The organism is Gordonia paraffinivorans (genome assembly GCF_900683595.1).
Classification (GTDB): Bacteria; Actinomycetota; Actinomycetes; order Mycobacteriales; family Mycobacteriaceae; genus Gordonia; species Gordonia paraffinivorans.
Window position 1 is genome coordinate 1,156,696 of sequence record NZ_CAACYD010000007.1, and the last position, 26,695, is coordinate 1,183,390.

Below are 26,695 nucleotides of genomic sequence, written 5' to 3' on the forward strand. Positions count from 1 at the left end.
TCCTCGGTCATCGGGGAGCGCCGGCTCAGCTCCAGCTGGGCAGCCAGATCTGCTGCCGCCACATCCCGGGCGAGATCGGCGAGGCCGTCAGGATCGGCCACAGCCACACGAAGTTGGTGACGACCAGCGCCACGTAGACGCTGACGACGATGATCGCCAGCGCACGACGCTCCGGCCGCTGCCCGGCCTTCGCCGCGGCCGACCGCAGCAGGTCGCCGCAGCACAACGCCAGTCCCATGACGAGGAACGGGGCCAGGACGGTGGCGTAGAAGAAGTACATCTGCCGGTCGAGCGCCAGGAACCACGGCAGGATGCCCGCGAAGTAGCCGACGAGTACGGCGGCATAGCGCCAGTCGCGGCGGACGATCCACGACCACAGTCCCCACAGCAGCATCGGCAGCGACAGCCACCACATCGCCGGGGACCCGATCAGCATCTGGGCCCGGACGCACTCGCCCGCGCCGCACTGGTCGGGTCCGTTCTCGATCGCGTACAGCATGGGCCGCAGGCTCATCGGCCACGTCCAGGGCTTGGACTCCCACGGATGTTGGTTTCCCGCCGAGTTGGTGAGACCCGAGTGGAACTCCAGGATCCCGGACTCGTAGTACCAGAGCGACCGCCACGCGCCCGGAATCCACGCCCACGGCCCGTCGGTGCCGATCGCGTTGCCCTCCTCGTAGCGGTACACGGCGGTCTCGCTGTTGAACCACGGGATGTAGCAGAGGAAATAGATGATCACCGGCATCACGGCGAGGCTCGCCCCGGCCGGGACGACGTCGCGGACCAGGGTGCCCAGCCAGGGCCGCTGCACGTGGTAGGCGCGTCGGGTGGCGACGTCGAACCCGATGGCCAGCACGGTGAAGAAGACGACGTAGTACAGGCCCGACCACTTGGTGCCGCAGTTGAGACCGAGCATCACGCCGGCGGTGAACCGGTACCACCGGAACCCGAGCCGGGGGCCGAACCGGCTGTCGCCGATGCGCCCCTCCATGTACACGCGGTACATGCGCTCGCGGACCTGGTCGCGGTCGGCGACGAGCGCGGCGAACGCGGCGACGACGAACAGCGTCTGGAAGATGTCGAGCATGCCCATCCGGGACTGCACGAAAAGCACGCTGTCGCAGATCGCGAACAACCCGGCGATCGCGCCGACGAGGGTCGAGCGGGTCAGGCGGCGCACGGCGCAGTAGACGAGCACGACGATGAGGACACCCGAGATCGCCGGGGCGACGCGCCAGCCGAGCGGTCCGTAGCCGAAGACCGCCTCCGACGCGGCGAGCATCCATTTCCCGACGGGCGGATGGACGACGAGGCCGTAGGCGGGGTTGTCCTCGATCCAGTTCCCGCCGGTCAGCACCTGCCAGCCCTGCGGCACGTAGTGCTTCTCGTCGAAGACCGGGGTGCCCTGATCGGTGGGGTGCCCCAGACCCCAGAACCGGGTGACCGAGGCGATCAGAGTGATGACGAGACCGACCAGGAGGCCGCGACGACGATCGGGCGCCCCGAACAACGGTGGCGGCACCTCGGGGCCCAGCCGCGAGGGAACCCGCGGCGAGATCTCGACTCCGGCGGGCACACGGGTGTCGCGCTCGTCGGTGATGGTCACCCGCCCGATCCTAGTGGGCCCTCGTAAGCTGGCTGACGATGAACTCCGCCGAGACCGACACCGACGCCACCGACCAGCCGACAACCGGGACCGACCGGACGACCGGGCGGCTCGTGCTGGCGGCCACCCCGATGGGGCAGGTCGACGACGCCTCCCCGCGACTGCGGGCGGCCCTGCAGACCGCCGACATCGTCGCCGCGGAGGACACCCGGCGTGCCCGCTCGCTGGCCGCCGCCCTCGGCGTCGAGATCGGCGGGCGCCTCGTCAGTTACTACGACCAGGTCGAGGCCGCGCGGACACCGGGCCTGGTGGAGGCGATCGCCGGTGGGGAGACGGTCCTGCTCATCACCGACGCCGGCATGCCCTCGGTGAGCGACCCGGGCTACCGCATCGTGGTCGCCTGCGCGGAGGCCGGGCTGCCGGTGACCGCTCTTCCGGGACCGTCGGCGGTGACGACCGCCCTCGCGGTGTCGGCGCTGCCGTCGGAGCGGTTCAGCTTCGAGGGGTTCGCCCCGCGCAAGTCCGGCGCCCGCACGGAGTGGCTGCGTGAGCTCGCCACCCAGCCGCGCACCGCGGTGTTCTTCGAATCGCCGCACCGGCTGGCCGACACCCTGGCCGCGGCCGCCGAGGTCCTCGGCGCCGACCGGCGCGCGGCGGTGTGCCGCGAGATGACCAAGACCTACGAGGAGGTCCGCCGCGGGACGCTCGCCGAGCTGGCCGAGTGGGCCGCCGGCGGCGTGCGGGGCGAGATCACCGTGGTGGTGGCCGGCGCGACCGAGACCGAACCCGACATCGACGATCTCGCCGACCGCGCCGAGCGGCTCGTCGCCGGCGGGATGCGGCTGAAGGAGGCGTGCGCCGCCGTGACCGAGGGGACTAGTGCGTCGCGGCGCGACGTCTACCAGTCGGTCCTTCGAAGGCGCGACGCTGCTCGGGACTGACCCGCAGTTCGACGCGCGGCGCCAGTCGGTAGGGCCGGCTCGCGACGAGCGCGCCGACCACCCGGCGCAGGCGCGACAGTTCGGCCCGGACGCTCACGGTGTGCTTGTCGTCGCCGAAGAGCATCTGGCTCAACTGCTGTGAGGTGAGCCCGTGTTCGCCGGCATCGGCGAGCAGCAGCAGGATCTGCGCGTGGCGCGGGGTCAGGACCGTGCGCCACGGGGCGTCGTCACCGGTGACGGTGATGGCGGGCTCGCCGTCGAGGTCGAGGTCGGCGATGACCGGGCCCGCCGGGCCGGCCGGCCGCACCAGCCACCCGAGGCCCAGCCGCTCGACGACGCAGATGCCGAGGCCGGGCACGAACTGGCGCATCTCCTCGACCGGCGCCGCGACCCGCACCGGCGGGGTGCACCCACGGCCTTCGGCGACCCAGCCGTCGTCGTCGACGAGCAGCCCGGGGCCGTGGAGACCCGCGAGCTGCGCGCAGCCGCGGTAGCGAAGCTCGGCGAGGGTGCGCTGATGCGCCAGCGTCACCTCGTGCTCGCTCAGGGTCGACAGCGCCGCGGTGAGCGTCGACGCCGCGGGCTGCATGTTCATGGCCGGCCCGGCCAGCCCGGCGATCGCGACCATCTCACCGGTACGCGGGTCGTGGATCGGCGCGGCGGTGCAATACAACTCGTGCAGCGAGCGCGAGTAGTGCTGGGCGCCGAAGATCCGGCACGGTCGGCGGTTGCGGATGGCGAGCCCGACGGCGGTGGTCGCCGCGCACTCCTCGTCCCAGCGGCTGCCCTCGACGAGGCCGAGGCGGTCGGCCTCGGGGAGCACCGAGCGCGAACCGCCGCGCCACAGCATCACCCCGTCGGTGTCGAAGATGCCGAGCGCCATCATCGGGTCGTCGGCGGAGGCGGCGAACACGCGTCGGAGGGTCTCGATCGCATGCCGGATCGGGTTGGCCGCGCGCCGGGCCTCCAGTTCGTCCCGGCCGATGCGTTCACGGTGGTGGTCATCGACCGTCGACGGGTTCCCACCCGCCTGCACGCGGGTCCACGACTCGACCACGTCGTCGCCGAACCCGGGCGGCGGTGTCGCGCCCGACATGATCGCCTCGCGGTCGCGGTTGATCTCCCGGGCGAGCTCCGTCAGGTCGGTGGTCGCCTGGATGGAGATGGTCATGGGTGCCAAGCTTACCGAAATGCCCGCTCGGGTCCGGTATTTGTGACCTCTCAGACCCTCAGGCGGACACGCCGGACCCGTCTTCGCCGGCGCCGTGCCCGACGATGCTCGCCGCCTTGTCGAGACATTCCTGCCACTCGCGGAGGGGATCGGAGTCGATGGTGATGCCGCCGCCGACGCCGAGTCCCAACGTCCCGTCGGGGGAGATCTCCACGGTGCGGATCGCGACGTTGAGATCGAGCGCGCGGTCGGGGCCCGCGATGCCGATCGCCCCGCAGTACACGCCGCGGGCGTCGGCCTCCCAGTCGGCGAGCAGTTCCATCGCGCGCAGCTTCGGGGTGCCGGTCACCGATGCCGGCGGGAACGTCGCGTCGAGCACGGCGTCGTTCCCGGTGCCCGGTCGCAGGATCGCCTCCACCGTCGACACGAGGTGCCACACACCCGGTGCCGGGACCACCGCGAGCAGTTCGGGCACACGGACGCTGCCGGTCACCGCGATGCGTCCGAGGTCGTTGCGCACGAGGTCGACGATCATGACGTTCTCTGCGACGTCCTTGGCCGACGCGGACAGCGCGTCGGGATCGGCGTGCGCCGGCAGCGTGCCCTTGATCGGCGAGGACGAGACGATGTTGCCGGTGCGGCGCAGGAACGTCTCCGGCGAGAGGCTCGCCACCGCGCCCCAATCCCCTTGGAGGAAAGCCGCTTTCGCCGGAACCGTGGCGCCGGCGAGGTCGGCGAAGAAGTCCACCGGCTCACCGGTGAGCGTGCCGGTGAACCGGGTGCAGACACAGGCCTGGTAGACCTCGCCGGCCCGGATGGCCTCGAGGCACTCGGCGATGGCGGCCAGGTGCGGCTCGCGGCGCGGCGCCGCCCATCGGGCCGTCGCGGGTGCGCCGGCGACGCGCGCCGGTTCGGCGAGGGCGGCGAGCGCCCAGTCGGGGACGCCGGTGCCGAGCACGCTCCACTCGCCCCCGCGCAGGACGAGAATCCCGTCGGTCAGGCCGCCCGCGACGGCCGGCAGCGCGGACTCGTCGGCGCGAACCGGGAAACCGAGATGACCGATCCAGTACCGGTCCGGGTCGTCGGGCGGTGCGCACCCGGGCACCACCTCGACCGAGGGCGCGATGACGGCGTCGGCGCCGAGCCAGTCGCCGATCAGCGCCGCCGGCGGCGGGAGGCCGCGCGAGCGGGTCTCGGCATGCAATGCCCGGAGTGCGTCGAGCGCTGGCGCGGCCATCTGAGGTGGGTCGGGGTCAGTTCTCGTAGCGCGGGAACACCGGGGACGGCTTGGGCAGCGAGGCACCGGGCGCCAGCCGCCTGGCGACCGCGGTGAACTGCCGGTCGTCGCCGACGGCGAGCAGATCCAGGATCTTGCCGGTCGACTCGGGCATCGCCGGCTGCGCCAGCAGCGCGACGATCCGCACGACCTCGGCGCACACGTAGAGCACGGTGCCGGTGCGGTCGAGGTCGGTCTTGGCGAGCTTCCACGGCTCCTGCGACGAGATGTACCGGTTGGTCTCGGCCAGCGTCGACCACAGCGCTTCCAGGCCGAGGTGGATGGCCTGGTTGTCGAAGTGCGCCCGGACCTGTGGCAGCAGCCCGTCGGCCCGCTCCAGCAGCGTCTTGTCGACGTCGGTGAGCTCACCCGGTTGCGGGACCGCGCCGTCGAAGTACTTGCCGATCATCGACAGGGTGCGCTGGGCGAGGTTGCCGAACTCGTTGGAGAGGTCGGAGTTGATCCGCGACACGATCGCCTCGGCCGAGTACGACCCGTCCTGGCCGTAGGACACCTCGCGCAGGAAGAAGTAGCGCACCGGGTCCAGGCCGAACTCGTCGATGAGGTTCTCCGGGTCGACGACGTTGCCGACCGACTTCGACATCTTCTCGCCCTTGTTGAACAGGAAGCCGTGCGCGAAGACCCGCTTGGGCAGCTCGACGCCCGCGCTCATCAGGAACGCCGGCCAGTACACGCAGTGGAAGCGGATGATGTCCTTGCCGATGATGTGCAGGTCGGCCGGCCAGTACCGCTCGAGGGTCTGCGGGTCGTCGGGGAACCCGGCGCCGGTGAGGTAGTTGGTCAGAGCGTCGACCCACACGTACATGACGTGTTCGGGGTGGTCGGGGACCGGCACACCCCAGTCGAAGGTGGTGCGTGAGACCGACAGGTCGGTCAGGCCGCCCTTGACGAAGCTGATGACCTCGTTGCGGCGCACGTCGGGACCGATGAAGTCGGGCTGCGACTCGTAGAGCTCGAGGAGCTTGTCCTGGTAGGCCGAGAGCCGGAAGAAGTAGGTCTCCTCCTCGGTCCAGGTCAGCACGTGGCCGTTGTCGGCGGCGACGCGCTCGCCGTTCTCGTTGACGACCGTGTCGGCCTCCGCGTAGAACATCTCGTCCCGGACGTCGTACCAGCCGGAGTACTTGTCGAGGTAGATGTCGCCGCGCTCGGTCATCCGCCGCCACAGCTCCTGCGACGCCCGCTTGTGGTCCTCGTCGGACGTGCGGATGAAACGGTCGAAGCTCGAGCCGAGGCGCTCCTGGAGCGCCTGGAAGCGGTCGGAGTTGCGGTCGGCGAGCTCGGCGGTGGGGATGCCCTCGGCCTGCGCGGTCTGCTGCATCTTCTGGCCGTGGACGTCGGTGCCGGTGAGGAACCGGACGTCGAATCCGTCGAGGCGCTTGAACCGCGCCAGGGCGTCGGCCGAGATGTACTCGTAGGCGTGCCCGATGTGCGGTGCGCCGTTGGGATAGGCGATCGCGGTGGTGATGTAGTACGGGCGCCCCGCACCGTGGGAGGTGCCGGAAGCGGCCGTACCGGACAGATCAGGGCTGGTCAGATCGGGTGCCATAGTGATCCACAGAGTACCGACCGGCGGTGCGGCTCAGCCAATCGCGTGTCGATTGCGGGTCGGGCTGATCACAACCGGTGCAGATCACATCGGCGCACGTCCGGCGCGGAGAGCGGTGTCGCAAAGGCCGTGTCGGCGCGCCCTGTTCGTGGTGGGTGAGGCCGGCACCTCACCCCTCTCGGCTCCGTTCCCGGATGTAGCGCGCCGTTCGGCTGACCGTCTCGTCCCGATCGGTGGTCAGCCGTTCCAGTGCCGGCGACGCCGCGTCTGCGGCGAATTCGGCCAGTGCTTGCACCAGTCGCAGCCGGACCGCGGGGTCGGGGTCGTCGCCGAGTCGGTCGACGAGCACGCCGATGATCCGCTGGTCGTCGCCGAACGCGGCGAGGATCTCCGCGGCCTCGACGTCGCCGTCCCCGGCCGCGATCAATTCGACGAGTGCGGGCACGGCGGGCTCGCGGCCCAGACGGCCCAGTGCCGACGCCGCGGTCCGGCGCACGACGGGATCGGTGTCGGTCAGCGCCTGCTCGAGCGTGCGGACCGCGCGGGCGTCGTCGACGCCGGCGAGTGCGGCGACCGCCCGGCGCCGGATCAGCGGATCATCCTCTGCCGCACCGGAGATCAGGGGGCCGAGCGAATCCGGGAGCTGAGCGAGTGCCCACCGTAGCGCGCCCGCGACATTCGCGTCGGATTCGACCAGCAGGGCCTCGGCCAGTGGCTCTCCCGGCACCCCGAGTTCGTTGGCGCGCAACGCGGCCCGCTGGCGGTGCGCGGCGTGCTCCGAACGCACGCCGCGCAGCAGTCCGACCACGTCGAGCACCGTCGACCAGTCTTCCGGCCGTGCCGACCGGATCTGCCGGAGCCGCGCGAGCAACGTCGTGTCGGCGGCCATCCGGGCCTGCGTCTCACGGATCAGCCGGTCGGTCAGCTCCTCTGGGGAGAAGGCCGGGTCGTCGAGTGCGCGCGCGACGTCGCGCAGCGAAAGACCCAGCGAACGAAGGCTTTCGACCTGTACGAGACGTTCGAGGTCGGCGTCGGAGTATGCGCGGTATCCGCCCGTGGTGCGGCCGGTCGGTCGGACGAGGCCCAGGGAGTCGTAATGGCGCAGCATCCGGGTGCTCACACCCGAACGCTGCGCCACCTCGCCGATCAGCATGGGGCGTCCCGGTTCCGGGTGGTCGTCGCGAGGTCCACCTCATGCGCGAAGTCGCTGTCCGGATCGTCGAGCAGCCGAAGCGTCGCCTCCGCGTGTGCGCGCACCTCGGGCTCGGGATGCGACCGCGCCCGCATCAGCGCCTCGCGGGCGGCGTCGTCGAGCGCGGCCAGCGCCCGGCCGAGGCTGCGACGCACCTCGAGATCGCCACGACCGAGCTCGGTGGACAACTCCGTTGCCAGAGCGGTCTCCTCACCTGGCGGGACGAGGACCACCGCGGCCCGCCATGCCGCACGCGCGACCTCGGCGTCGTCGTGGAGCAGTGCCGCGGTGATCGAGGGCCAGGCCGCGCGATCTGCGACCTTCGACAAGGTGTGCAGGGCCTGGCTCCGTGTCTGCGGCACGTCGGATTCCAGCGCGGCGACGAGCTGCGGGACGGTGACCTCGGCCGGCAGCCGGGTCAGCGCCCAGGTCAGCATGTCCCGCACGAAGAAGTCCGGTTCGACGCCGAACCGCGCGACGAGGTCGTCGACGAGCCCCGGGCCCGGCTGCGTCCCGGCGGCCATCGCCGCACGCAGCCGCGTCGACGGGTCGGGTGCGCCGAGCGCGACCGCGAGCGATCGGGTGGTGGGTGTTCGGTGATCCATGGGTGCACCTCCTCGTCACCCACCCAAGACCTTGACACGGTGCGAAGGTCAAGACCTCAGATCTCGCGTCGGTAGGGCTCGCAGCCGGGCGGCGCCTTCGGCGGCTCCCGGTACTCGATGTCGGGGATCTTCATCGTCACCGGCGTCTCGCCGAGCGTGAACTTCTCCCCGTGGTGCGCGAGTTCGATCGGCGGACCCGACAGCAGGCGGTAGGTGGCCTGCTCCTTGTCGACCGCGACGACGATCTTCGACCCGCGCACGATCATGCGGAAGGACAGGTAGGTCAACCGGTTCGGCAGTCGCGGCGCGAACGTGATCTTCCCGCCGAAGTCGCGCATGCCGCCGAAGCCGGCCACGCAGTCCATCCACGCACCGGCCAGAGCCGCGATGTGCAGGCCGCTGCTGACGTTGTTGTGCAGGTCGTGCAGGTCGGTGAACACCGACTCGGCCAGCAGGTCGAAGGCGAGGTCGAGGTAGCCGACCTCGGCGGCGGCGACCGCCTCGCAGCACGCCGACAACGACGAGTCGCGGACCGTGATCGGGTAGTAGTAGTCGAAGATCCGCAGCTTCTGCTCGGGGGTGAACGCGTCCCCGAACAGATAGGTCGCGAACACCAGATCCGCCTGTTTGACGACCTGCTTGCGATAGAGGTCGTAGTACGGATAGTTCAGCAGCAGCGGGTACCTGCCCACCGACGACTCGAAGTCCCACGCGCCGAGCAGGGTGAACGACTCGCACTGCTGGTGCACGCCGAGACGCTCGTCGTACGGGATGGTCATGTCGTCGGCGCACGCCTCCCAGTGCGCGGCCTCGGCGGCGGTCACCCCGAACTTCTCGGCGAGGTCGGGCCGGCGCTGCACGGCCTCCACCGCGTCGCGCAGGTTGCGTTGTGCGGCGAGGTTGGTGAACAGGTTGTTGTTGACCACTGCGGTGTACTCGTCGGGGCCGGTGACGCCGTCGATGCGGAACTTGCCGTTGGCATCGTGATGCCCCAGGCCGGCGAAGAGCCGGGCCGTCTCCACCAGGATCTCGACGCCGCACTCGGTCTCGAACTGTTCGTCGTTGGTGGCGCGCAGGTACCGGGCCGTGGCGTTGGCGATGTCCGCCGACACGTGGACGCCGGCGGTTCCGGCGGGCCAGTAGCCCGAACACTCGTCGCCGTTGATCGACCGCCAGGGGAACATCGCGCCGCGCTGGCCGAGTTCGGCGGCACGGGCTTTCGCCTTGTCCATCGTGTTGTGCCGCCACCGCAGTTCCTCGCCGGCCGCCGCGGGCACCGTGTAGGTGAGCATCGGCAGGATGAAACTCTCGGTGTCCCAGAACGTGTGGCCGTCGTAGCCGGGGCCGGTGAGACCCTTGGCCGGGATGGCGCGGGACTGGCCGCGGGCGCCGGCCTGCAGCACGTGGAACAGCGCGAACCGCACCGCCTGCTGCAGTTCGGGATCGCCGTCGAGTTCGATGTCGGCGTCGCGCCAGAAGTCCTCCAGGTAGCGCACCTGGTCGGCCTTCAGCGAATCCCAGCCGGTCTCCATCGCCATCGCGAGGGCGGCGTCGACCTGAGCGCGCAGCGCCGGGACCGAGCGTCGCGCCGACCATCCGTAACCGATGTACTTGGTCAGCGTGAGGCTCTTGCCCGCCGGCACGTTGGCCGCGATCGTCAGGCGCGCCAGATCCCCGTCGGCCCGGATGAAGGTGTCGGCCTTGTCCGGGAAGTAGATCTCGTGGTCCATGCCCGCGGCGATGTGCAGCCCGGACTGCTTGGTGTGGTGCACCAGCATGCCCCAGTAGTTGCGGCAGGTCGCCAGATCGGAGACGAGCGGCGCCTCGAGCGCGGCGGCCAGGCGCGGGTCGTTGCCCGGCGGCGGGACGGGCTCGTTGGCGAGCAGGTCGGACTGCAGCACGAGCTTCATGTCCTCGCCGATCGGCTCCACCTCGTAGCGGATCGCCGCGATGGTGCGCTTGGTGAAGGACACCAGGCGCTCGGACTTGATGCGCACGGTGCGCCCGGTGGGCGAGGTCCACACCGTGTGCCGGCGCAGGGTGCCGGTCCGGAAGTCGAGGGTCCGCTCGTGTTCTTCGGTACGCCCGTACCGAAGGTCCATCGGCTCGTCCTCGACGAGCAGGCGGATGATCTTGCCGTCGGTGACGTTGACGACGGTCTGCCCCGATTCCGGGTAGCCGTACCCGCTCTCCGCGTAGGGCAGGCCGCGCAGCTCATAGAAACCGTTCAGGTAGGTGCCCGGGTGGTCGACCGGCTCGCCCTCCTCGAAGGTGCCGCGCAGGCCGATGTGCCCATTGGACAGGGCGAAGAGGGTCTCGGTCCGGCCCAGCATGTCGAGGTCGACCCCGCCGCTCCACTTGAGCTGCCAGGGGTGGATCTCGAAGCCGTGGGCGCGCTCGCCGCCGCTCATGCCGGGAGCAATTCGTCGAGATCGTTGACGACGACGTCGGCGCCGGCCGCCCGCATCGCCTCGGCCTGGTTGCCGCCGACCCGGTCGACGCCGACGACGTAGCCGAACTCTCCTGCGGCACCGGCCTGCACGCCGGAGATGGCGTCCTCGAACACCGCCGCCTGCGCCGGCGGGACACCCATCAGCTCCGCGCCCAGCAGATACGAGTCGGGGGCGGGCTTGCCGTTCAGGCCCCGCTCGGCGATGTCGATGCCGTCGACCCGCACTTCGACGAACTTCGACAGGTCGGCTGCTTCGAGCACTGGTCCTCCATTCTTCGACGACGTGACGACCGCGATGCGCAAACCCGCGTCGCGGGCGGCCTCGAGGTACCGCACCGAACCCGGGTAGGCCTGGCCACCGTCCTCGGCGAGACTCTCGAGGAACATGTCGTTCTTCTTCTCACCGATCGCGGTGACGGTCTTCGCATCGACATCCGTGATACCGCGCGAGGCGAGGAACGCGCGAACGCCGTCCTCCCGGGGTCGCCCGTCCACGTGATCGAGGTAGTCCTGTTCGGTGAACTCGACGAAGCCCGGTGCGTCCGCGCCCCCGGCGCGTTCGGCCAGGAAGGCGTCGAAGGCCTTCTTCCACGCCTTGCGGTGGAGCACCGCGGTCTCGGTGAGGACACCATCGAGATCGAAGAGCGCGACTGTGATCACATCCGGCAATCCCAACACGATTCGCAACGCTACCCGTCCGGGTCGGTTTGGTCGCGGTGAAGCGCCACCGCGCGTCATCGCGACGTCGTGGGGTGTGACCGCCGTGCGCGGCGCGCGATCCGTTCAACGCTTCGGCGAACCGCCGGTTCGATGCCGGGTGACGGCCGGGCCCGCCGGGTGCGACGATGGACCTCGTGACTCGACGATTCGCTCAGGTCGACGTGTTCTCCGCCCTCGGCACCGCGGGCAATCCCGTCGCGGTGGTGCTCGACGCCGGCGGTCCGGAGCCGGTGACCGAGGACCAGATGGCCGCATTCGCCCGCTGGACCAACCTGTCGGAGACCACCTTCGTGTTCCCGCCCGACGACCCGGCGGCCGACTACCGGCTGCGCATCTTCACCCCGGGCGGCGAGTTGCCGTTCGCCGGGCATCCCACCCTGGGGTCGGCGCACGCGTGGCTGACCTCGGGTGGGCGACCCAAGGGCGAGGACATCGTCCAGGAATGCGGTGTGGGGCTCGTCCGCATCCGACGGGCGGGCGCGCGGCTGTCGTTCGCGGCCCCGCCGCTGCTGCGGTCCGGTCCGGTCGACGCCGAGACGGTCGCGCGCGTCGTCGCGGCGCTGGGCGTCGCGCCCGACGAGGTCGTCGCCGCCGAGTGGGTGGACAACGGTCCGGAGTGGATGGTCCTGCAGGTCGGCTCGGGGGAGCGGGTCCTCGAGGTGACCCCGGACGTCCCCGCCCTGGGCGATCTGAAGGTCGGACTACTGGGCCTCTACGACTCGGGCGACGTCTTCGCCGAGGTCCGCGCCTTCGTCCCGGGCATCGGGGTTCCCGAGGACCCGGTCACCGGCAGCCTCAACGCGGGCATCGCGAAGTGGCTGCGCGCCACGGGACAGGCGCCAGCGGACTACGTCGCCGCACAGGGCGGTGCCATCGGCCGCGCCGGCCGGGTGCGCGTCCACGACGACGGCCGCGACATCTGGGTGGGAGGAGACACCGCCACCGTGATCGAGGGCACAGTCGCCCTGTAGGCGGCCATCCGTGCCGCCGGGGTTGTGCGAAGGTGAACGCATGACCGACGCCTCTGCCGAGACCTCGAGCGCATCGGGGGCCGTCAGCGACACCGAGACGATGAGCAACAAGGCGGCCAAGAAGCGGCGCCGGCGCGAGCCGCCGCCGGACCCGGCGCCCTTGCCCGGCCTCGTCGACGCCCACACGCATCTCGCGGCCTGCGGCGGACGGGATGCCGAGTCGGTGCGAGCCATCTGCGACCACGCGCAGGCCGTGGGCGTCGATCAGGTGGTGACCGTCGCCGACGACATGGTCGACGCCCGCTGGGCGGTCCGGGCCGCCGAATGGGACGACCGGGTCTACGCCGCCGTCGCCCTGCACCCGATGCACGCGCAGGACCTCGACGACGAGACCGCGGCCGAACTCGAGGAGATGGCGCGTCACCCGCGGGTCGTCGCGGTCGGGGAGACCGGCCTGGACTACTACTGGCCCGGCAGGTCCGACGACTGCGCCCCGCCCGAGGTGCAGCACGAGACCTTCCGGTGGCACATCGACCTGGCGAAGCGGGTCGGCAAGCCGCTGATGATCCACAACCGCGAGGCCGACCGCGACCTCCTGGACATCCTGGCCGCCGAGGGCGCCCCGGACACCGTGATCATGCATTGCTTCTCCGGTGACCGGAACGTTGCCCGCGAATGTGTCGACCGCGGGTTCATCCTGAGCTTTTCCGGAACTGTGAGTTTCGCCAACGCCGCCGAGCTCCGGGCCGCGGCCGAGCTGGTGCCGGACGAGCAGATCCTGGTCGAGACCGACGCGCCCTTCCTGACCCCGCATCCCTACCGTGGCCAGCCGAATCAGTCGTATTGCCTGCCCTACACGGCGCGTGCGCTCGCGGCGGTCCGCGGTGTCCCCGAGGCGGAGATGGCCGCCCTGTTAGGGGCCAATGCGCGGTGCGTCTACTCGATGCCTTTGCCATAATCTGGCCGGTTCGTTATCGTACTGTGATCCCGCTCGGCCAGAGTGCTTCGTCCGGCTGACGGCGGTACACGACGCGGTGCGTGTGCGTGTCGCAGAGGATGAGACGACTGGTCGCAGTGGTGCCCCTGTTCCCGACCAGATTGTTGTGCCCTTGCCTTCCGAACCTTCCACCTCGCCCAAGTCGGTGTTCGCCCGTATCAACGGGACCGATTCCCTGCGAGCCCGTCTGGCGGTCGGAGCCGTCTGCGCGACCGTCGCCGCCGGTGGCGCGATCGGCGTCTCGATGCACAAGACCGTCACCATCGACGTCGACGGGAACACCCGTCAGGTGTCGACCATGGCGATGTCGGTGGAGAGCCTCCTCGAGTCCGAGGGCCTGGCCCCAGGCGAGGGCGACAAGGTCTATCCCGGCCTGGATGCCGGCCTCGGCGACGGGCAGGTCGTCAAGGTGAACCGCCTCAAGCAGCTGACCCTCGAGGTCGAGGGCAAGCGCGAGGTCGTGATCACCAACGCCGCGACGGTCGAGGAACTGCTCGCCGAGCGTGGTCTGACCGAGGCCGCAGAGGAGTCCGACTTCGCCGGGAACAAGCTCCCGGTGGAGGGTGGTCTGGTCGACGTCGCGCTGCCCAAGCCGGTCAACCTCATCGACGGCGGCGCCAAGAAGCGTCCGACCGTGGCGGCCCACACGGTGGCCGACCTGCTCGAGGAGCTGGGCACGCCGCTCGGCCCCGAGGACAAGGTGGAACCGGCCGCCGACACCGAGGTCACCCCGAACCTGAAGATCGTCGTCACCCGCATCAAGACCGAGGACGTCACCGTCGAGGAGGCGGTGGCCCCGCCGGAGGTCAAGAAGGAAGACCCGAACCTCGTCCGCGACCGCAAGGTGGTGGAGAAGAAGGGGGTCCCCGGCCAGGCGCGCGTGACCTACAAGGTCACCACCGTCAACGGCAAGGTCGTCAAGCGCGACAAGCTGAACAGCGAGGTGCTCACCGAGCCGGTGCCCGCCACCGTCCGCGTCGGCACCAGGCCGGGTGCGCCGTACGTCCCGCCGGGCTCGGTGTGGGATGCGCTGGCCCAGTGCGAGGCCACCGGCAACTGGAACATCAACACCGGCAACGGTTTCTACGGTGGCGTGCAGTTCGACCAGAACACCTGGGAGCGCTGGGGCGGCCTCGAGTACGCACCGCGTGCGGACCTCGCCACCCGTGAGGAGCAGATCGCGATCGCCAAGAAGACCCAGGCCGCCCAGGGCTGGGGCGCCTGGCCGTCGTGCTCGGCCAAGTTGGGCCTCCGCTGAGCGAGGTGACGCCGGGCGGGGAGCCGCGACTCCTCGGACCCGCGCAGATCCGCGAACTGGCCGCCGAGGTCGGCGTGCGTCCGACCAAGACGCTCGGACAGAACTTCGTCCATGACGCGAACACAGTGCGCCGCATCGTCGCCGCGTCGGGCGTGGGTCCCGACGACGTGGTCCTCGAGGTCGGTCCGGGTCTGGGCTCGCTGACCCTCGCGCTGCTCGGCGTCGCGGGACGGGTCGTCGCCATCGAGATCGATCCCGTTCTCGCGCAACGCATCCCGCAGACCATTGCGGAGTACGCGCCGCAGCAGGCGGGCAACTTCGACGTGATCCTCGCCGACGCCCTCCAGGTCGCCCGCGACGATCTGCCCGCCGTGCCGACCGCGCTGGTGGCCAACCTCCCGTACAACGTCTCGGTGCCGGTCCTGTTGCATCTGCTCGGGCTGTTCCCGGAGATCCGGACGGCGCTGGTCATGGTCCAGGCGGAGGTCGCCGACCGTCTGGCCGCCCCTCCCGGGAGCCGGACCTACGGCGTGCCCAGCGTCAAGGCCCGCTACCACGGGCGGGTGAGCCGGGCAGGCGCGGTGGGTCGCAACGTGTTCTGGCCCGAGCCCAAGGTCGAGTCCGGGCTCGTGCGCATCGAGCGCACCGACGAGTACCCCACCGATCCGGACTTCAGGCAGCGCGTCTTCGATGCGATCGACGCCGCATTCGCACAGCGGCGCAAGACGATGCGATCGGCCCTGGCGACATGGGCGGGCTCGCCCGTCGAGGCCGAGCGGCGTCTCCGCGCCGCCGGGATCGACCCCGGCATCCGCGGCGAGAAGCTCGACGTCGCCGACTTCGTCCGGCTGGCGACCACCGACTGACCCGCGGTCCCCGCTTGCCCTGGGCGGCACGGCCTCGCAGGACGGACTCGGAACGACACCGCGGCCGAATGAGCCCCGGCGAGATCACGATGCCGCCGAACCGCCTCAGCTCGACGCCGTGCGCAGCTTCTCCAGGAGTTCGGGTGCGGCCTCGCGGAGGAACTCGTCCTGGGTCTCGCCGCCGATCTGGACCAGTGCGACATCGGTGAACCCGGCCTCCCAGTACGGCTTCACCGCGTCGACGATCCGGTCGAGGTCGGGGCCGCACGGGATGTTCTCCGCGACGTCGTCGGGCGTGACGTACTGTGTCGCCGCCGCGAATCCGGCCGTGGTGCGCAGGTCGGCGTTGACATCCCAGCCTCCGGCGAACCAGCGGAACTGATCGTGTGCCCGCTCGACGGCGGCATCCCGATCCGGTCCCCAGCTGATCGGGATCTGCCCGATGGCGCGGGTCTTCTCGCCGTCGATCGTCCCGGTGCCCTCCTGGGCGTTCCACGACTCGATCAGCCCGGCGTTCGGTTCCACCGCGATGAGATGGTCGGCGAGCGGCCCGAACGTCTCGATCCCGGCGTCGCCGGCGACCGCGACCCCGAGCGGGACCGGAGTGTCCGGCAGGTCCCAGATCCGCGCCGCGTCGACCTGGAAGAACTCGCCGCGGAAGTCGACGAGGTCGCCGGTGTGGAGTTTCCGGATGATCTCGATGGCCTCGGCCAGCATGTCCTGACGGTCGGCTACCGACGGCCACCCCTGGCCGACGACGTGCTCGTTGAGGTTCTCGCCCGATCCGAGACCGAGCGTGAACCGGCCGTCGGCGAGGATCTGCAGTGTTGCCGCCTTCTGGGCGACGATCGCCGGATGGTAACGGACGGTGGGGCAGGTGACGTAGGTCATCAGCTCGACCCGTTCGGTGGCGTGCGCGACCGCACCGAGCACCGACCACGCGTACGGCGCGTGCCCCTGCGACGACAGCCACGGGAAGTAGTGGTCGCTGGAGACCTCGAAGTCGAAGCCCGCCTCCTCGGCGCCGACCGCGAAGCGGACCAGGTCCTTGGGTCCGGCCTGCTCGGTCATCAGGGTGTAGCCGAATCGGGTTGGCATGTGGGCTCCTGGGGTCGGGATCGTGTCGGGGGTCGGTCACGTCTGGTGTGGCCACGCGGTCACACGGGGTGTGGCCAGACCGGTCTCTCGGGTGTAGCCACACCGGGACCGGGGTAAACGGCGCGCCATGAACAGTCGGAGAACGGGTGCGATGTTCGCAGGTGACGACGCCACGGCGGTCGACACCGTCCTGCTCGACGTCGACGGGACCCTCGTCGACTCCACCTACCTGCACGCCGTGGCGTGGATGAAGGCCTTCACCGGGCGCGACCTCGCGCCGCAGTGGTGGCGGGTCCACCGGGCCATCGGCATGGGCGGCGATCGGCTCGTCGCCGAGATCTGCGGTGCCGATGTGGAGGAGGCGCTCGGTGACACCCTGCGCGACGACTGGGAGCGGCACTACCGCGGCATGGTCGGGGACCTGCGCCCGTGCCCCGGTGCGCGGGAGTTCGTCCGGTCGCTCGTCGACAGCGGCCTCCGAGTGGCACTGGCATCCTCGGGCAAGGCCGAATTCACCGACGCCGCACTGAAAGTGCTCGACCTCGACCGCGATGCGCTCGCGGCGGTGACCTCCTCCGACGACGCCGACTCGTCGAAGCCTGCCCCCGACATCCTGTCCGTCGCGCTCGAGCAGTCCGGCGGGACCAGGGCGGTCGTCGTCGGCGACACGGTGTGGGACGTCGCCTCGGCCCACCGGCTCCCGGCCGACTGCGTCGGCGTGATGTCGGGCGGGTTCGCCGAGGCGGAACTGCGCGACGCCGGCGCGGTGCTCGTGGTCGAACACGTCGGTGAACTGGCGGAGCGGGGTTGGCGGCCGTGAGTCGCTGACGCAACCGGCCGACGGCGCCGGCCTCCGGCGCGGCGCGGCCGTGTCGGCCGGGCACGGACGGCGGGTGCCGGTACTAGGCTGGTCACTTGTGTCGCCAACGTCGCTGTCGGTGGTCTCCGGCTCCGTGATCGCGCGTGCCCCCTCGAAGGTGAACCTCCATCTCGGGGTGGGTCCACGGCGCGACGACGGCTACCACGATCTGGTCACCGTCTTCCAGGCGCTGTCGTTGCACGACGACATCCGCGTCGCCCGTGCGAGCGATCTGACCATCGCGGTGCGCGGCGAGGGGGCGAACTCCGTTCCCGCCGACTCGTCGAACCTCGCGGCGCGTGCGGCGGTGGCGCTGGCCGACTGGGCGGGACGGCCGGCGAAGGTCGCCATCGACATCGACAAGACGATCCCGGTGGCCGGCGGCATGGCCGGCGGCAGTGCGGACGCAGCAGGCGCCCTGGTGGCCCTGGCGCAGCTGTGGAAACTCGACATCTCCCGTGACGAGCTGGCCGAGATCGCGGCCGACCTGGGCAGTGACGTGCCCTTCGCGCTGCACGGCAACACGGCGCTGGGCACCGGACGCGGGGAGCAGCTGATGCAGGTGTTGTCGCGCGGCGAGTACCACTGGGTGCTGGCGCTGGCCCGCGAGGGCCTGTCCACACCGGCGGTGTACCGGGAGCTGGATCGGTTGCGCGAGAGCCGGTCCGGGCAGGACCTCGACGAGGACGAGTTGCTCCGGCGCCCCGACGAACTCATGCAGGCACTCGCATCCGGCGATCCGCACGCGGTGGCGCCGCTGCTGTACAACGACCTCCAGCCCGCGGCGCTGAGCCTGCAACCCTCCCTGCGTCGGACCCTGCGGGCCGGGGTCGACGCCGGCGCCCTCAACGGCATCGTGTCGGGGTCCGGGCCGACGTGTGCGTTCCTGTGCGCCGACGAACAGTCGGCGGTCAACGTCGCCGCCGAACTCTCCGGCGCGGGCGTCGCGCGGTCGGTGCGCACCGCGAGCGGCCCGGCGCCGGGGACCCGCGTGCTGGGCGACGGCTGACCCTCGGCGTGCACCTCCGAGTGCCCGATTTGTCGTGTGCGAATCCCCTGACCTGGACCGACGCCGACTGCCATTACAGTTGACCGGGTGTTTCGCAGAGCCCTGACGTGGACGTCGTTCGTCGCCGCGATGCTGGTCGGCATCGCGATGGTGGCGACCCCGTCGGCCACGGCCGCGGCACCCGCCAACGGATTCGTGTTCACCACCGAGGAGGTCCCCGCGGCCGAGCTGCCGTCGGCGGCGGCGGAGGGGACCCGCCTCACCTATGCCACCCGCGACCAGCGGGGGCGACCCGCGATGGCGAGCGGGGTCTACTGGGTTCCGCGCGGCACGCCGCCCGCCGGCGGCTGGCCGGTCGTCTCCTGGGCCCATGGGACCGTCGGCATCGCCGACGAATGCGCCCCCACCAAGCACCGACTCGGTGACGGAGTCGAGGCGCCGGTCCGGGCGGCGCTGGAGGCGGGCTATGCGGTCACCGCGACCGACTACGCCGGACTCGGCTCGGCCGGGGAGACCGACTACCTCGGGGGAGCCGCGGCGGCGCACTCGGTGATCGACATGATCCGCGCGGCGCGGTCGGTGGACGACTCGCTGGGCACGCGCTGGGTGTCGGTCGGGCATTCGCAGGGCGGGCACGCGGCCCTGCACGCCGCGCATCGCGCGCCGAGGTATGCGCCGGAACTGCCGGTCGCCGGCACGGTCGCGATCGCCCCGGCCTCGTCGCTGGAGGAGCTCTTCCGGGTCTTCGGTCCGCGCGTCCCGGGGCTCGGAGCGCTCAACGTCCTCAGCGCGCCGTTCCTCTACATGCTGTCGGGTCTCGACCACGCCCACCCCGACCTGCGGGTCGCCGACTTCCTCACCGACAGCGGCAGACGTCTCCTGGACCGCTCGCGCGGCCGCTGCAACGGCGATGTGGTCGAGGCGCTGCGGTCGGTGTCGCCGGGGTCGCTGGTGGCGTCGGCGTTCACCGCCGACTCCCGGTTCCGCGACGCGTTGCGCGACTACGCCGAGGTGCCGACCTCCGGCTACCCGTCGAAGGTGACCATCGCGCACGGCCTGCTCGACCCGGTCCTGCCGTACCCGCTGAGCCGCGTGCTGCGGTCGGCGATGAGCCGCGGCGGCGTGGACGTCGACCTCAAGACCTACGCCCGGGCAAACCACAGCAGCGTCGTCGAGGGATCGCTGCCCGACGTGATGAGCGCGATCCGCGAGGCGTTCGGGCGCTAGCCGTTCACTCCAGTGCTTCGCCCAGCTCCATCCACCGCTCCTCGAGGTCGGCGAGTTCGGCCTCCATCTCGCGGATGCGCTCGGTCTCGGCGGCCAGACCCTGATAGTCGGACTGGTCGTGGTCGGCGAGGGCGGTACGGGCGTCGTCGATCTTGGTGTGCAGCTTGTCGATCCGTCGTTCCAACGACGCCAGCTCCTTGCTCGCCGCACGCAGTTCGGCGCCGCTGAGGGACGAACCGCCGCCGCTCTTGTCGGCCGGGGCGTCCGGCGACATCGGGCCCGACCTCGGCGAGGACTCCGCCTTCTCCTGGGCCGCACGGAGTTTCAGGAACTCGTCGACGCCGCCGGGCAGGTGACGCAGCTTGCCGTCGAGCACCGCGTACTGCTGGTCGGTGACGCGCTCGAGGAAGTAGCGATCGTGGGAGACAACGATCAGGGTGCCCGGCCACGAGTCGAGGAGATCCTCGAGGGCGGCGAGCATGTCGGTGTCGAGGTCGTTGGTCGGCTCGTCGAGGATCAGCACGTTCGGCTGGTCGAGGAGGATGAGCAGCAGCTGGAGGCGCCGCTTCTGGCCGCCGGACAGGTCGCGGACCGGCGTCGACAACTGGGCGGTGTCGAAGCCGAGCCGTTCGAGAAGCTGCGACGGCGTGAGTTCCTGTGCCTTCGAGCCGGATCCGAAGGAGTAGGTGGCCTTGAGGTTGGAGATCACCACGCGCACCGGGTCGTCGAGGTACTTCTCGAGATCGTCGAGCCGCTGCGTCAGGGTGGCGACCTTGACGGTCTTGCCGCGCTTGACGGTTCCGCCGGTCGGTTCGACCGTGCCCGCGATCAGGCCGAGCAGTGTCGACTTGCCCGCGCCGTTGACACCCAGGATGCCGGTGCGCTCGCCGGGGCCGAGGCGCCACTCGATGCCGGAGACGACCTCGCGGTCGCCGTAGGAGACCGAGACGTCCAGGAGGTCGACGACGTCCTTGCCCAGACGCGAGATGGCCAGCGATTGCAGGGCCACCTTGTCGCGGACGGGTGGGACGTCGGCGATGAGTGCGTTGGCGGCCTCCACCCGGAACTTGGGCTTGGACGTGCGGGCGGGGGCGCCCCGACGCAGCCACGCCAGCTCCTTGCGGGCCAGGTTCTGGCGGCGGGCCTCGGTGGCGGCCGCCTGCCGGTCGCGTTCGACGCGCTGCAGGATGTAGGCGGCGTACCCGCCCTCGAAGGGCTCGACGATCCGGTCGTGGACCTCCCACGTCATGGTGCACACCTCGTCGAGGAACCAGCGGTCGTGGGTGACGACCAGCAGGCCGCCCTGGTTGGCCGGCCAGCGTCGCTTGAGGTGTTCGGCGAGCCAGGTGATGGCCTCGACGTCGAGATGATTGGTCGGCTCGTCGAGGGCGAGGACGTCGTGTTCGCCGGCCAGGAGCCGCGCGAGCGACACGCGGCGCCGCTGACCGCCCGACAACGACCCGGTCTTCGCCTCCCAGTCCACGTCGCGCAGGAGTCCGCCGATGACGTCGCGCACCTTCGGGTCGCCGGCCCACTCGTGTTCGGGGCGGTCGCCGACGACGGCGTGCCCGACGGTCTCGTCGTCGCCGAAGCGGTCGACCTGGTCGAGGACGCCGATGCGGACGCCGCCGCGCACGGTCACCCGGCCGGAGTCGGGCTGTTTGCGGCCGGCGAGCATGGCCAGGAGGCTCGACTTGCCGTCGCCGTTGCGGCCGACGATGCCGATGCGGTCGCCCTCGTTGACGCCGAGGGACACCGAGTCGAAGACCTTGGTCGTCGGGTATTCGAGTCCGAGGTTTTCCGCGCCGAGAAGATGAGCCACGCCGACCAGGTTAGTGACCGGTCGCGGCCCGGGCTCCGGCGGATCGTCGTGGCAGGGCTACCGGCGGATCGCGTTGTTGACCATCATGGCGATCGCGAGGGAGCCCGCCTGGTTGACGTGGTAGGGAAGCGCGATCTTCTTCGAGAGCGCGCTCTCGTACCACGGGTTGACCACGTTGCAGGCGTCATGGCCGGCCGAGCCGCGATTGGCGTCGACGAACTTGCCCTCGACCTTGCGCGTGGCCCGCGCCAGCGCGTCGTTGGCGCGGTTGAAGACCTGACGCATCCACCGGGCGTCGGGGTCGCTGAGCGGGACGAGCGGCCAGCAGCCGTTGTTGCCGATGAATCCGCCGAGACCGACCACGATGATCTGCGCCCGGGGGGCCTTCTTGCGGATGGCGCTCAAGGCGGGGGTGACGCGGTCCTCCATCCGCTGGATGCGCGTCCTGACCTCGTTCTCCAGGCGTGCGCTGTGCCGGCAGCCTCGGTCGGTGAACGGCCGGCTGATCTTGCACTGGTTGAGGACCGCCATCCACTGCATGTCGTTGCCGCCGATGCTGACGGTGATCAGCTGCGCGTCCCGCGGGACGGAGTTCAGTTGGATGGGCTTGGTCCCGCCCGGTGTGTGCTGGGGCTGCCGGTAGAGGTGGACCGACTGCGCACCCGAGCACGAGGTGTCGACGAAGTGGCGCGGCAGCGTCATCATCGCCACGTACCGCGGGTAGTTCAGCGTCGAGCGCTTGCATCCGTTGAAGTACGCGGGGTTCAGGCTGTAGAAGGCGCCGGAGGCGCGCGAGTCGCCCATCGCGATGTACGGGCCGCCGGTGTAGCGCACGGGCGCGGCCTGTGCGGGGGATGCCGTCGTCATGACCAGCGTCGTCACGAACGCGCTCAACAGGACCGTCACCAGCAGGCGCCAGCCGCGCCGATACTCCCGCACCAAGTTGTTCTCCGCACCTTCTCGCTGATCGCTCAGGAAATCTTAAGGCACGCCTCTCGTGGCGCTCAGGGCGCGTCACGAGTGCAGCCTTCGGGACGGATGTCGCGATCTGCGAGCCCGGCGTTACGGGGAACGTGACACGCTGCCGATCACGTCGCGCCTTGTCCCGCAGACCGGGACGCCACGCGACGAGATCGACGACGAGGAGCCGTCAGAGCCCCAGATCCTTGGCGATGATCGTCTTCATGACCTCGCTGGTGCCGCCGTAGATGCGAGTGACGCGGGTGTCGGCGTAGAGCCGGGCGATCGGGTACTCCAGCACGTAGCCGTAGCCGCCGTGCAGCTGCAGGCACTTGTCGATGACGCGCCCGGCGGTCTCGGTGGCGAACAACTTGGCGCGGGCGGCGTCGGGGACCGTCAGCTCACCGGCGTTGTGGAGCTCGAGGGCGCGGTCGACGATGGCGCGGATGGCCTCCACCTCGGCCGAGCACTCCGCGAGCACGAACTTGGTGTTCTGGAACGACGCGACCGGCCGGCCGAAGACGTCGCGCTCCTTCGTGTAGTCGATCGCGTGCTTGACGGCCGCGGCGGCGGTGGCCGACGCCCCGATGGCGATGGTGAGACGCTCCTGCGCGAGGTTGTGGGTCAGGTAGGTGAAACCGGCGCCCTCCTCGCCCAGCCGGTCGGAGACGGGCACCTTCACCGAGTCGAACGACAGCTCGGCGGTGTCGGAGGCCTTGAGACCGATCTTCTCCAGCCTCCGGCCGACCGAGAATCCCTCCGACGAGGTGTCGACGACCAGAATGGACAGGCCCGCACGACGATTCGCCGGATCGAACGGGGAGGTGCGCGCGACCACGAGGACGCGGTCGGCGAGCGCTCCGCCGGTGATGAAGGTCTTGGCGCCGTCGAGGACGTAGTGCGAGCCGTCCTCGGACAGCCTGGCGGTCGTCGAGATGTTGGCGAGGTCCGACCCGGTGCCGGGCTCGGTCATCGCGATCGCGAACATCAGCTCGCCGGAACAGAATCCGGGCAGCCAGCGCTCCTTCTGCTCCTGCGTCGCGTACTCCATCAGGTAGGGCAGGATCAGGTTGGAGTGCACCGAGTAGCTGCCGAACGTGACGCCCGCGGCGGAGGTCTCCTCGGCGATCACCATCGAGTAGGTGAAGTCCTTGACCCCGCCGCCGCCGAACTCCTCGGGCGCCTCGATGCCGAGGACGCCGAGTTCGCCGAGGCGGTTGTAGAACTCGCGCGGCGGGTTACCCTGCTTCTCCCAGTCGTGATAGACCGGCACGACCTCCTTGGCGATGAAGTCCCGGATCGTCCGGCGGAAGGCCTCGTGGTCCTCGGTGAAGATGCGACGCTGCATGGAGATGTCCTAACGGGTTGTGTGCCTTGCGAGTCGAGGTCGGGAATTCAGTGCTCGCGGTACTCGCGCAACAGGCCTTTGGAGATGATCTGCTTCTGGATCTCGCTGGTGCCCTCGCCGATGAGCAGGAACGGGGCGTCGCGCATCAGGCGCTCGATCTCGAACTCCTTGGAGTAGCCGTACCCGCCGTGGATGCGGAAGCTCGCCTGGGTCACCTCGGCGCAGTACTCGCTGCACAGGTACTTCGCCATCCCGGCGGCGACGTCGTTGCGCTCGCCGGAGTCCTTGAGCCGCGCGGCGTTGACCATCATCAGGTGCGCGGCCTCGACCTTGGTCGCCATCTCCGCCAGCGAGAACGCGATGGCCTGGTGCTCGGCGATCGGCTTGCCGAAGGTGGAACGCTGCTGCGCGTAGCGGATCGCGAGTTCGAAGGCCCGCTGTGCGACACCGCATGCGCGGGCCGAGACGTTGACGCGGCCGACCTCGATGCCGTCCATCATGTGTCCGAAACCCTTGCCCGGCACGCCGCCGAGGATGTCGTCGGCCGACGCGCGGTAACCGTCGAAGATGAGCTCGGTGGTGTCGATTCCCTTGTAGCCCAGCTTCTCCAGCTTGCGCGGGATCGTGACGCCCGGCAGCACCTCGCCGAAGCCCGCCGGCTTCTCGACGAGGAAGGTGGTGAGGTTGCGGTGCGGCTTGTCCGCGCCCTCCTCGGTGCGGACCAGGGCTGCGACCAGGGTCGACGAGGCGCCGTTGGTCAGCCACATCTTCTGCCCGGTGATGACGTAGCCGGTGTCGCCGTCGTGCCTGGCGGTCGTCTTGATCGCCGCCACGTCCGAGCCCAGCTCGGGCTCGGACATCGAGAACGCGCCGCGCACCTCGCCGGTGGCCATCCGGGGGAGGAATCGCTGTTTCTGCTCGTCGGTGCCGTGCCGGCGCAGCATGTAGGCGACGATGAAGTGGGTGTTGATGACGCCGGAGATGCTCATCCATCCACGGGCGAGTTCCTCCACGCAGAGCGCGTAGGTGAGCAGCGACTCCCCGAGGCCGCCGTACTCCTCGGGGATCATCAGCCCGAACAGCCCCATCTCCCGCATGTCGTCGACGATCTCCTGCGGATAGTCGTCGGCGTGCTCGAGCTCCTGCGCGTTCGGGATGATCTGCTTGTCGACGAACGACCGGACGTTGGCGACGATCTCCTGTTGGACGTCGGTGAGGCCCGGGGTCTGCGCGAGACGGGTCATGGTGCTCGGTTCTCTCCCCTGCATGAATCGGCGCGGCGGCACCGGCGGAACGCAACATCCCCAGCATGCCCGCCGCGCGCCGAGCGAAGAAGACGCGATGGGCTAACGGTGCGATAGCACCTGCCAATGATCGCCGGCCCGTTCCGCCGCCGACGCGAAACCGCTGCCCGGACGTGCCGGCGGCGAGCCATAGGCAACGCCTCATCGTCCGTGAGCGGGAATCGACTTGTCCGCCGCCGCTCGCGCGTGGTCGGCTCGGATGGGCCGCAGTGTGTTCCACGCCACGGCGGCGTACGTACCCGAGCCATCCGAACCCATCACTCGAGGAGATCCCATGCGCGATGCAGTGATCGTCGACGCGGTGCGCGCCCCGATCGGACGCCGCCGCGGAGCCCTGTCCGGAATCCATCCGGCCGACCTGTCCGCCCACGTCCTCGAGGCACTCGTCGAGCGCACCGGGATCGATCCCGCCGTCGTCGACGACGTCGTCTGGGGATGCGTGAGCCAGACCTCCGAGCAGGCCGGCAACATCGCCCGCACGGCGATCCTCGCCGCGGGCTGGCCGGAGTCGGTGCCCGGCACCACGGTCACGCGGGCGTGCGGGTCGAGCCAGCAGGCGGTGAGCATGGCCGCCGCGGCGGTCATCTCGGGCCAGCAGGACATCGTGATCGCCGGCGGCGTGGAGTCGATGAGCCGGGTGCCGATGGGCAGCGCGGCCCCCAGCGGCGAGCACCAGCCGGCGACCGTCCTCGACCGATACGGCGTCGACCGCTTCAGCCAGGGCCTCGGCGCCGAGGAGATCGCCAAGAAGTGGGGCTTCGACCGCACCCGCCTCGACGAGTACTCCCTGCGCTCGCACGAACTCGCGGCAGCGGCCACCGACCGCGGCGCCTTCGACGGCCAGCTCGCCCCGATCCCCGGCGTCCTCGAAGGCGACGAGGGGATCCGGCGTGGCGGCACCCTCGAGACGATGGCCAACCTCAAGCCCGCGTTCGCCGAGGACGGCGTCATCCACGCGGGCAACTCGTCGCAGATCTCCGACGGGTCGGGGGCGCTGCTCATCACGACCTCGGAGATCGCGAGGTCGCACGGGTTGTCGCCCATCGCCCGCATCCACACCGCCGTGGTCGCCGCCGACGACCCGGTGATCATGCTGACCGGCCCGATCCCGTCGACTGCGAAGGCGCTCAAGCGTTCCGGCCTGTCGATCGACGACATCGGCGCCTTCGAGATCAACGAGGCCTTCGCGCCGGTGCCGCTGGCGTGGCAGGCGGAGACCGGCGCCGATCTCGACCGCCTCAATCCGCTCGGCGGCGCGATCGCCGTCGGCCACCCGCTCGGCGGGTCGGGAGCGATCCTCATGACCCGGCTCGTTCACCACATGCGCGACAACGGGATCCGCTACGGACTGCAGTCGATGTGCGAGGCCGGCGGCATGGCCAACACCACCATCCTCGAACTCGTCTGATCCGGATTCCACCCACGACCGAAAGGGACGACAACCCG

General features: G+C 70.4%; 22 protein-coding genes. 9 read left to right on the top strand and 13 right to left on the bottom strand.

The window, feature by feature from the left end; genetic code table 11:
- Nucleotides 1-25: 25 nt before the first annotated feature.
- The gene (locus tag E1P53_RS18290; RefSeq protein WP_131735110.1) at nt 26-1,606 is read right to left on the bottom strand and encodes a dolichyl-phosphate-mannose--protein mannosyltransferase; all 1,581 of its coding nucleotides are present in this window, start codon (nt 1,604-1,606) and stop codon (nt 26-28) included.
- A gap of 38 nt (nt 1,607-1,644) precedes the next feature.
- On the opposite strand from E1P53_RS18290, the gene rsmI reads away from it, so the two are divergent.
- On the top strand, nt 1,645-2,547 hold the full coding sequence (gene rsmI, locus E1P53_RS18295) for a 16S rRNA (cytidine(1402)-2'-O)-methyltransferase (RefSeq protein WP_006900438.1): 903 nt from the start codon (nt 1,645-1,647) through the stop codon (nt 2,545-2,547).
- On the opposite strand, the gene E1P53_RS18300 is transcribed toward rsmI, so the two are convergent.
- From E1P53_RS18300 to E1P53_RS18330, 7 genes are all read right to left on the bottom strand, one after another.
- Nucleotides 2,483-3,718: a helix-turn-helix domain-containing protein gene (locus E1P53_RS18300; protein ID WP_006900439.1), complete on the bottom strand. Its 1,236-nt coding sequence runs from the start codon at nt 3,716-3,718 to the stop codon at nt 2,483-2,485. The two genes, rsmI and E1P53_RS18300, sit on opposite strands and share 65 nt — an antisense overlap.
- Nucleotides 3,719-3,776: 58 nt before the next feature.
- Nucleotides 3,777-4,955 (bottom strand): aminodeoxychorismate synthase component I, encoded by a 1,179-nt coding sequence (locus E1P53_RS18305; protein WP_006900440.1) that lies wholly within the window; start codon nt 4,953-4,955, stop codon nt 3,777-3,779.
- 16 nt (nt 4,956-4,971) lie between these two features.
- Entirely contained in the window at nt 4,972-6,561 is a 1,590-nt protein-coding gene (metG, locus tag E1P53_RS18310) for a methionine--tRNA ligase (protein ID WP_131735111.1), read from the bottom strand.
- A 169-nt stretch (nt 6,562-6,730) separates the two neighbouring features.
- On the bottom strand, nt 6,731-7,714 hold the full coding sequence (locus tag E1P53_RS18315) for a HEAT repeat domain-containing protein (RefSeq protein WP_131735112.1): 984 nt from the start codon (nt 7,712-7,714) through the stop codon (nt 6,731-6,733).
- Nucleotides 7,708-8,358, bottom strand: coding sequence for a HEAT repeat domain-containing protein (locus tag E1P53_RS18320; RefSeq protein WP_131735113.1), 651 nt, complete (start codon nt 8,356-8,358; stop codon nt 7,708-7,710). Before E1P53_RS18320 ends, E1P53_RS18315 begins: the two co-directional genes overlap by 7 nt.
- A gap of 56 nt (nt 8,359-8,414) precedes the next feature.
- Nucleotides 8,415-10,769, bottom strand: coding sequence for a glycoside hydrolase family 65 protein (locus tag E1P53_RS18325; protein ID WP_109237146.1), 2,355 nt, complete (start codon nt 10,767-10,769; stop codon nt 8,415-8,417).
- On the bottom strand, nt 10,766-11,488 hold the full coding sequence (locus E1P53_RS18330; RefSeq protein WP_040526743.1) for an HAD family hydrolase: 723 nt from the start codon (nt 11,486-11,488) through the stop codon (nt 10,766-10,768). Before E1P53_RS18330 ends, E1P53_RS18325 begins: the two co-directional genes overlap by 4 nt.
- Before the next feature lie 176 nt (nt 11,489-11,664).
- On the opposite strand from E1P53_RS18330, the gene E1P53_RS18335 reads away from it, so the two are divergent.
- The 4 genes from E1P53_RS18335 to rsmA all read left to right on the top strand — a co-directional run bounded on the left by E1P53_RS18335 (nt 11,665) and on the right by rsmA (nt 15,622).
- Complete coding sequence (locus E1P53_RS18335) at nt 11,665-12,501, top strand: PhzF family protein (protein ID WP_131735114.1); 837 nt, start codon at nt 11,665-11,667, stop codon at nt 12,499-12,501.
- A gap of 40 nt (nt 12,502-12,541) precedes the next feature.
- A complete protein-coding gene (locus tag E1P53_RS18340) occupies nt 12,542-13,459 on the top strand; it encodes a TatD family hydrolase (RefSeq protein ID WP_131735115.1) in 918 nt (305 codons plus the stop codon).
- Between the two features lie 151 nt (nt 13,460-13,610).
- Nucleotides 13,611-14,756 (top strand): resuscitation-promoting factor, encoded by a 1,146-nt coding sequence (locus tag E1P53_RS18345; protein WP_181954862.1) that lies wholly within the window; start codon nt 13,611-13,613, stop codon nt 14,754-14,756.
- Complete coding sequence (gene rsmA / locus E1P53_RS18350; RefSeq protein ID WP_109237143.1) at nt 14,720-15,622, top strand: 16S rRNA (adenine(1518)-N(6)/adenine(1519)-N(6))-dimethyltransferase RsmA; 903 nt, start codon at nt 14,720-14,722, stop codon at nt 15,620-15,622. The genes E1P53_RS18345 and rsmA overlap by 37 nt, the downstream gene beginning before the upstream one ends.
- A 105-nt stretch (nt 15,623-15,727) precedes the next feature.
- On the opposite strand, the gene E1P53_RS18355 is transcribed toward rsmA, so the two are convergent.
- Nucleotides 15,728-16,720, bottom strand: a complete 993-nt coding sequence (locus E1P53_RS18355; RefSeq protein ID WP_131735116.1) for an LLM class F420-dependent oxidoreductase — start codon at nt 16,718-16,720, stop codon at nt 15,728-15,730.
- A gap of 151 nt (nt 16,721-16,871) precedes the next feature.
- On the opposite strand from E1P53_RS18355, the gene E1P53_RS18360 reads away from it, so the two are divergent.
- The 3 genes from E1P53_RS18360 to E1P53_RS18370 all read left to right on the top strand — a co-directional run bounded on the left by E1P53_RS18360 (nt 16,872) and on the right by E1P53_RS18370 (nt 19,815).
- The gene (locus tag E1P53_RS18360) at nt 16,872-17,540 is read left to right on the top strand and encodes an HAD family hydrolase (protein WP_131735117.1); all 669 of its coding nucleotides are present in this window, start codon (nt 16,872-16,874) and stop codon (nt 17,538-17,540) included.
- Between the two features lie 97 nt (nt 17,541-17,637).
- A complete protein-coding gene (locus tag E1P53_RS18365; protein WP_131735118.1) occupies nt 17,638-18,588 on the top strand; it encodes a 4-(cytidine 5'-diphospho)-2-C-methyl-D-erythritol kinase in 951 nt (316 codons plus the stop codon).
- A gap of 87 nt (nt 18,589-18,675) precedes the next feature.
- Entirely contained in the window at nt 18,676-19,815 is a 1,140-nt protein-coding gene (locus tag E1P53_RS18370) for an alpha/beta fold hydrolase (RefSeq protein ID WP_006900453.1), read from the top strand.
- A 4-nt stretch (nt 19,816-19,819) separates the two neighbouring features.
- Here E1P53_RS18370 and E1P53_RS18375 read toward each other — a convergent pair whose 3' ends face one another.
- From E1P53_RS18375 to E1P53_RS18390, 4 genes are all read right to left on the bottom strand, one after another.
- Nucleotides 19,820-21,637, bottom strand: coding sequence for an ABC-F family ATP-binding cassette domain-containing protein (locus E1P53_RS18375; protein ID WP_131735119.1), 1,818 nt, complete (start codon nt 21,635-21,637; stop codon nt 19,820-19,822).
- Between the two features lie 57 nt (nt 21,638-21,694).
- Nucleotides 21,695-22,579: an SGNH/GDSL hydrolase family protein gene (locus E1P53_RS18380; RefSeq protein WP_131735120.1), complete on the bottom strand. Its 885-nt coding sequence runs from the start codon at nt 22,577-22,579 to the stop codon at nt 21,695-21,697.
- 208 nt (nt 22,580-22,787) lie between these two features.
- Nucleotides 22,788-23,945, bottom strand: a complete 1,158-nt coding sequence (locus E1P53_RS18385) for an acyl-CoA dehydrogenase family protein (protein ID WP_131735121.1) — start codon at nt 23,943-23,945, stop codon at nt 22,788-22,790.
- A 47-nt stretch (nt 23,946-23,992) separates the two neighbouring features.
- Complete coding sequence (locus E1P53_RS18390; RefSeq protein ID WP_131735122.1) at nt 23,993-25,189, bottom strand: acyl-CoA dehydrogenase family protein; 1,197 nt, start codon at nt 25,187-25,189, stop codon at nt 23,993-23,995.
- 334 nt (nt 25,190-25,523) lie between these two features.
- Here E1P53_RS18390 and E1P53_RS18395 point away from each other — a divergent pair, with 334 nt between their 5' ends.
- A complete protein-coding gene (locus E1P53_RS18395; protein WP_131735123.1) occupies nt 25,524-26,657 on the top strand; it encodes a thiolase family protein in 1,134 nt (377 codons plus the stop codon).
- The last annotated feature ends 38 nt before the right edge of the window (nt 26,658-26,695 follow it).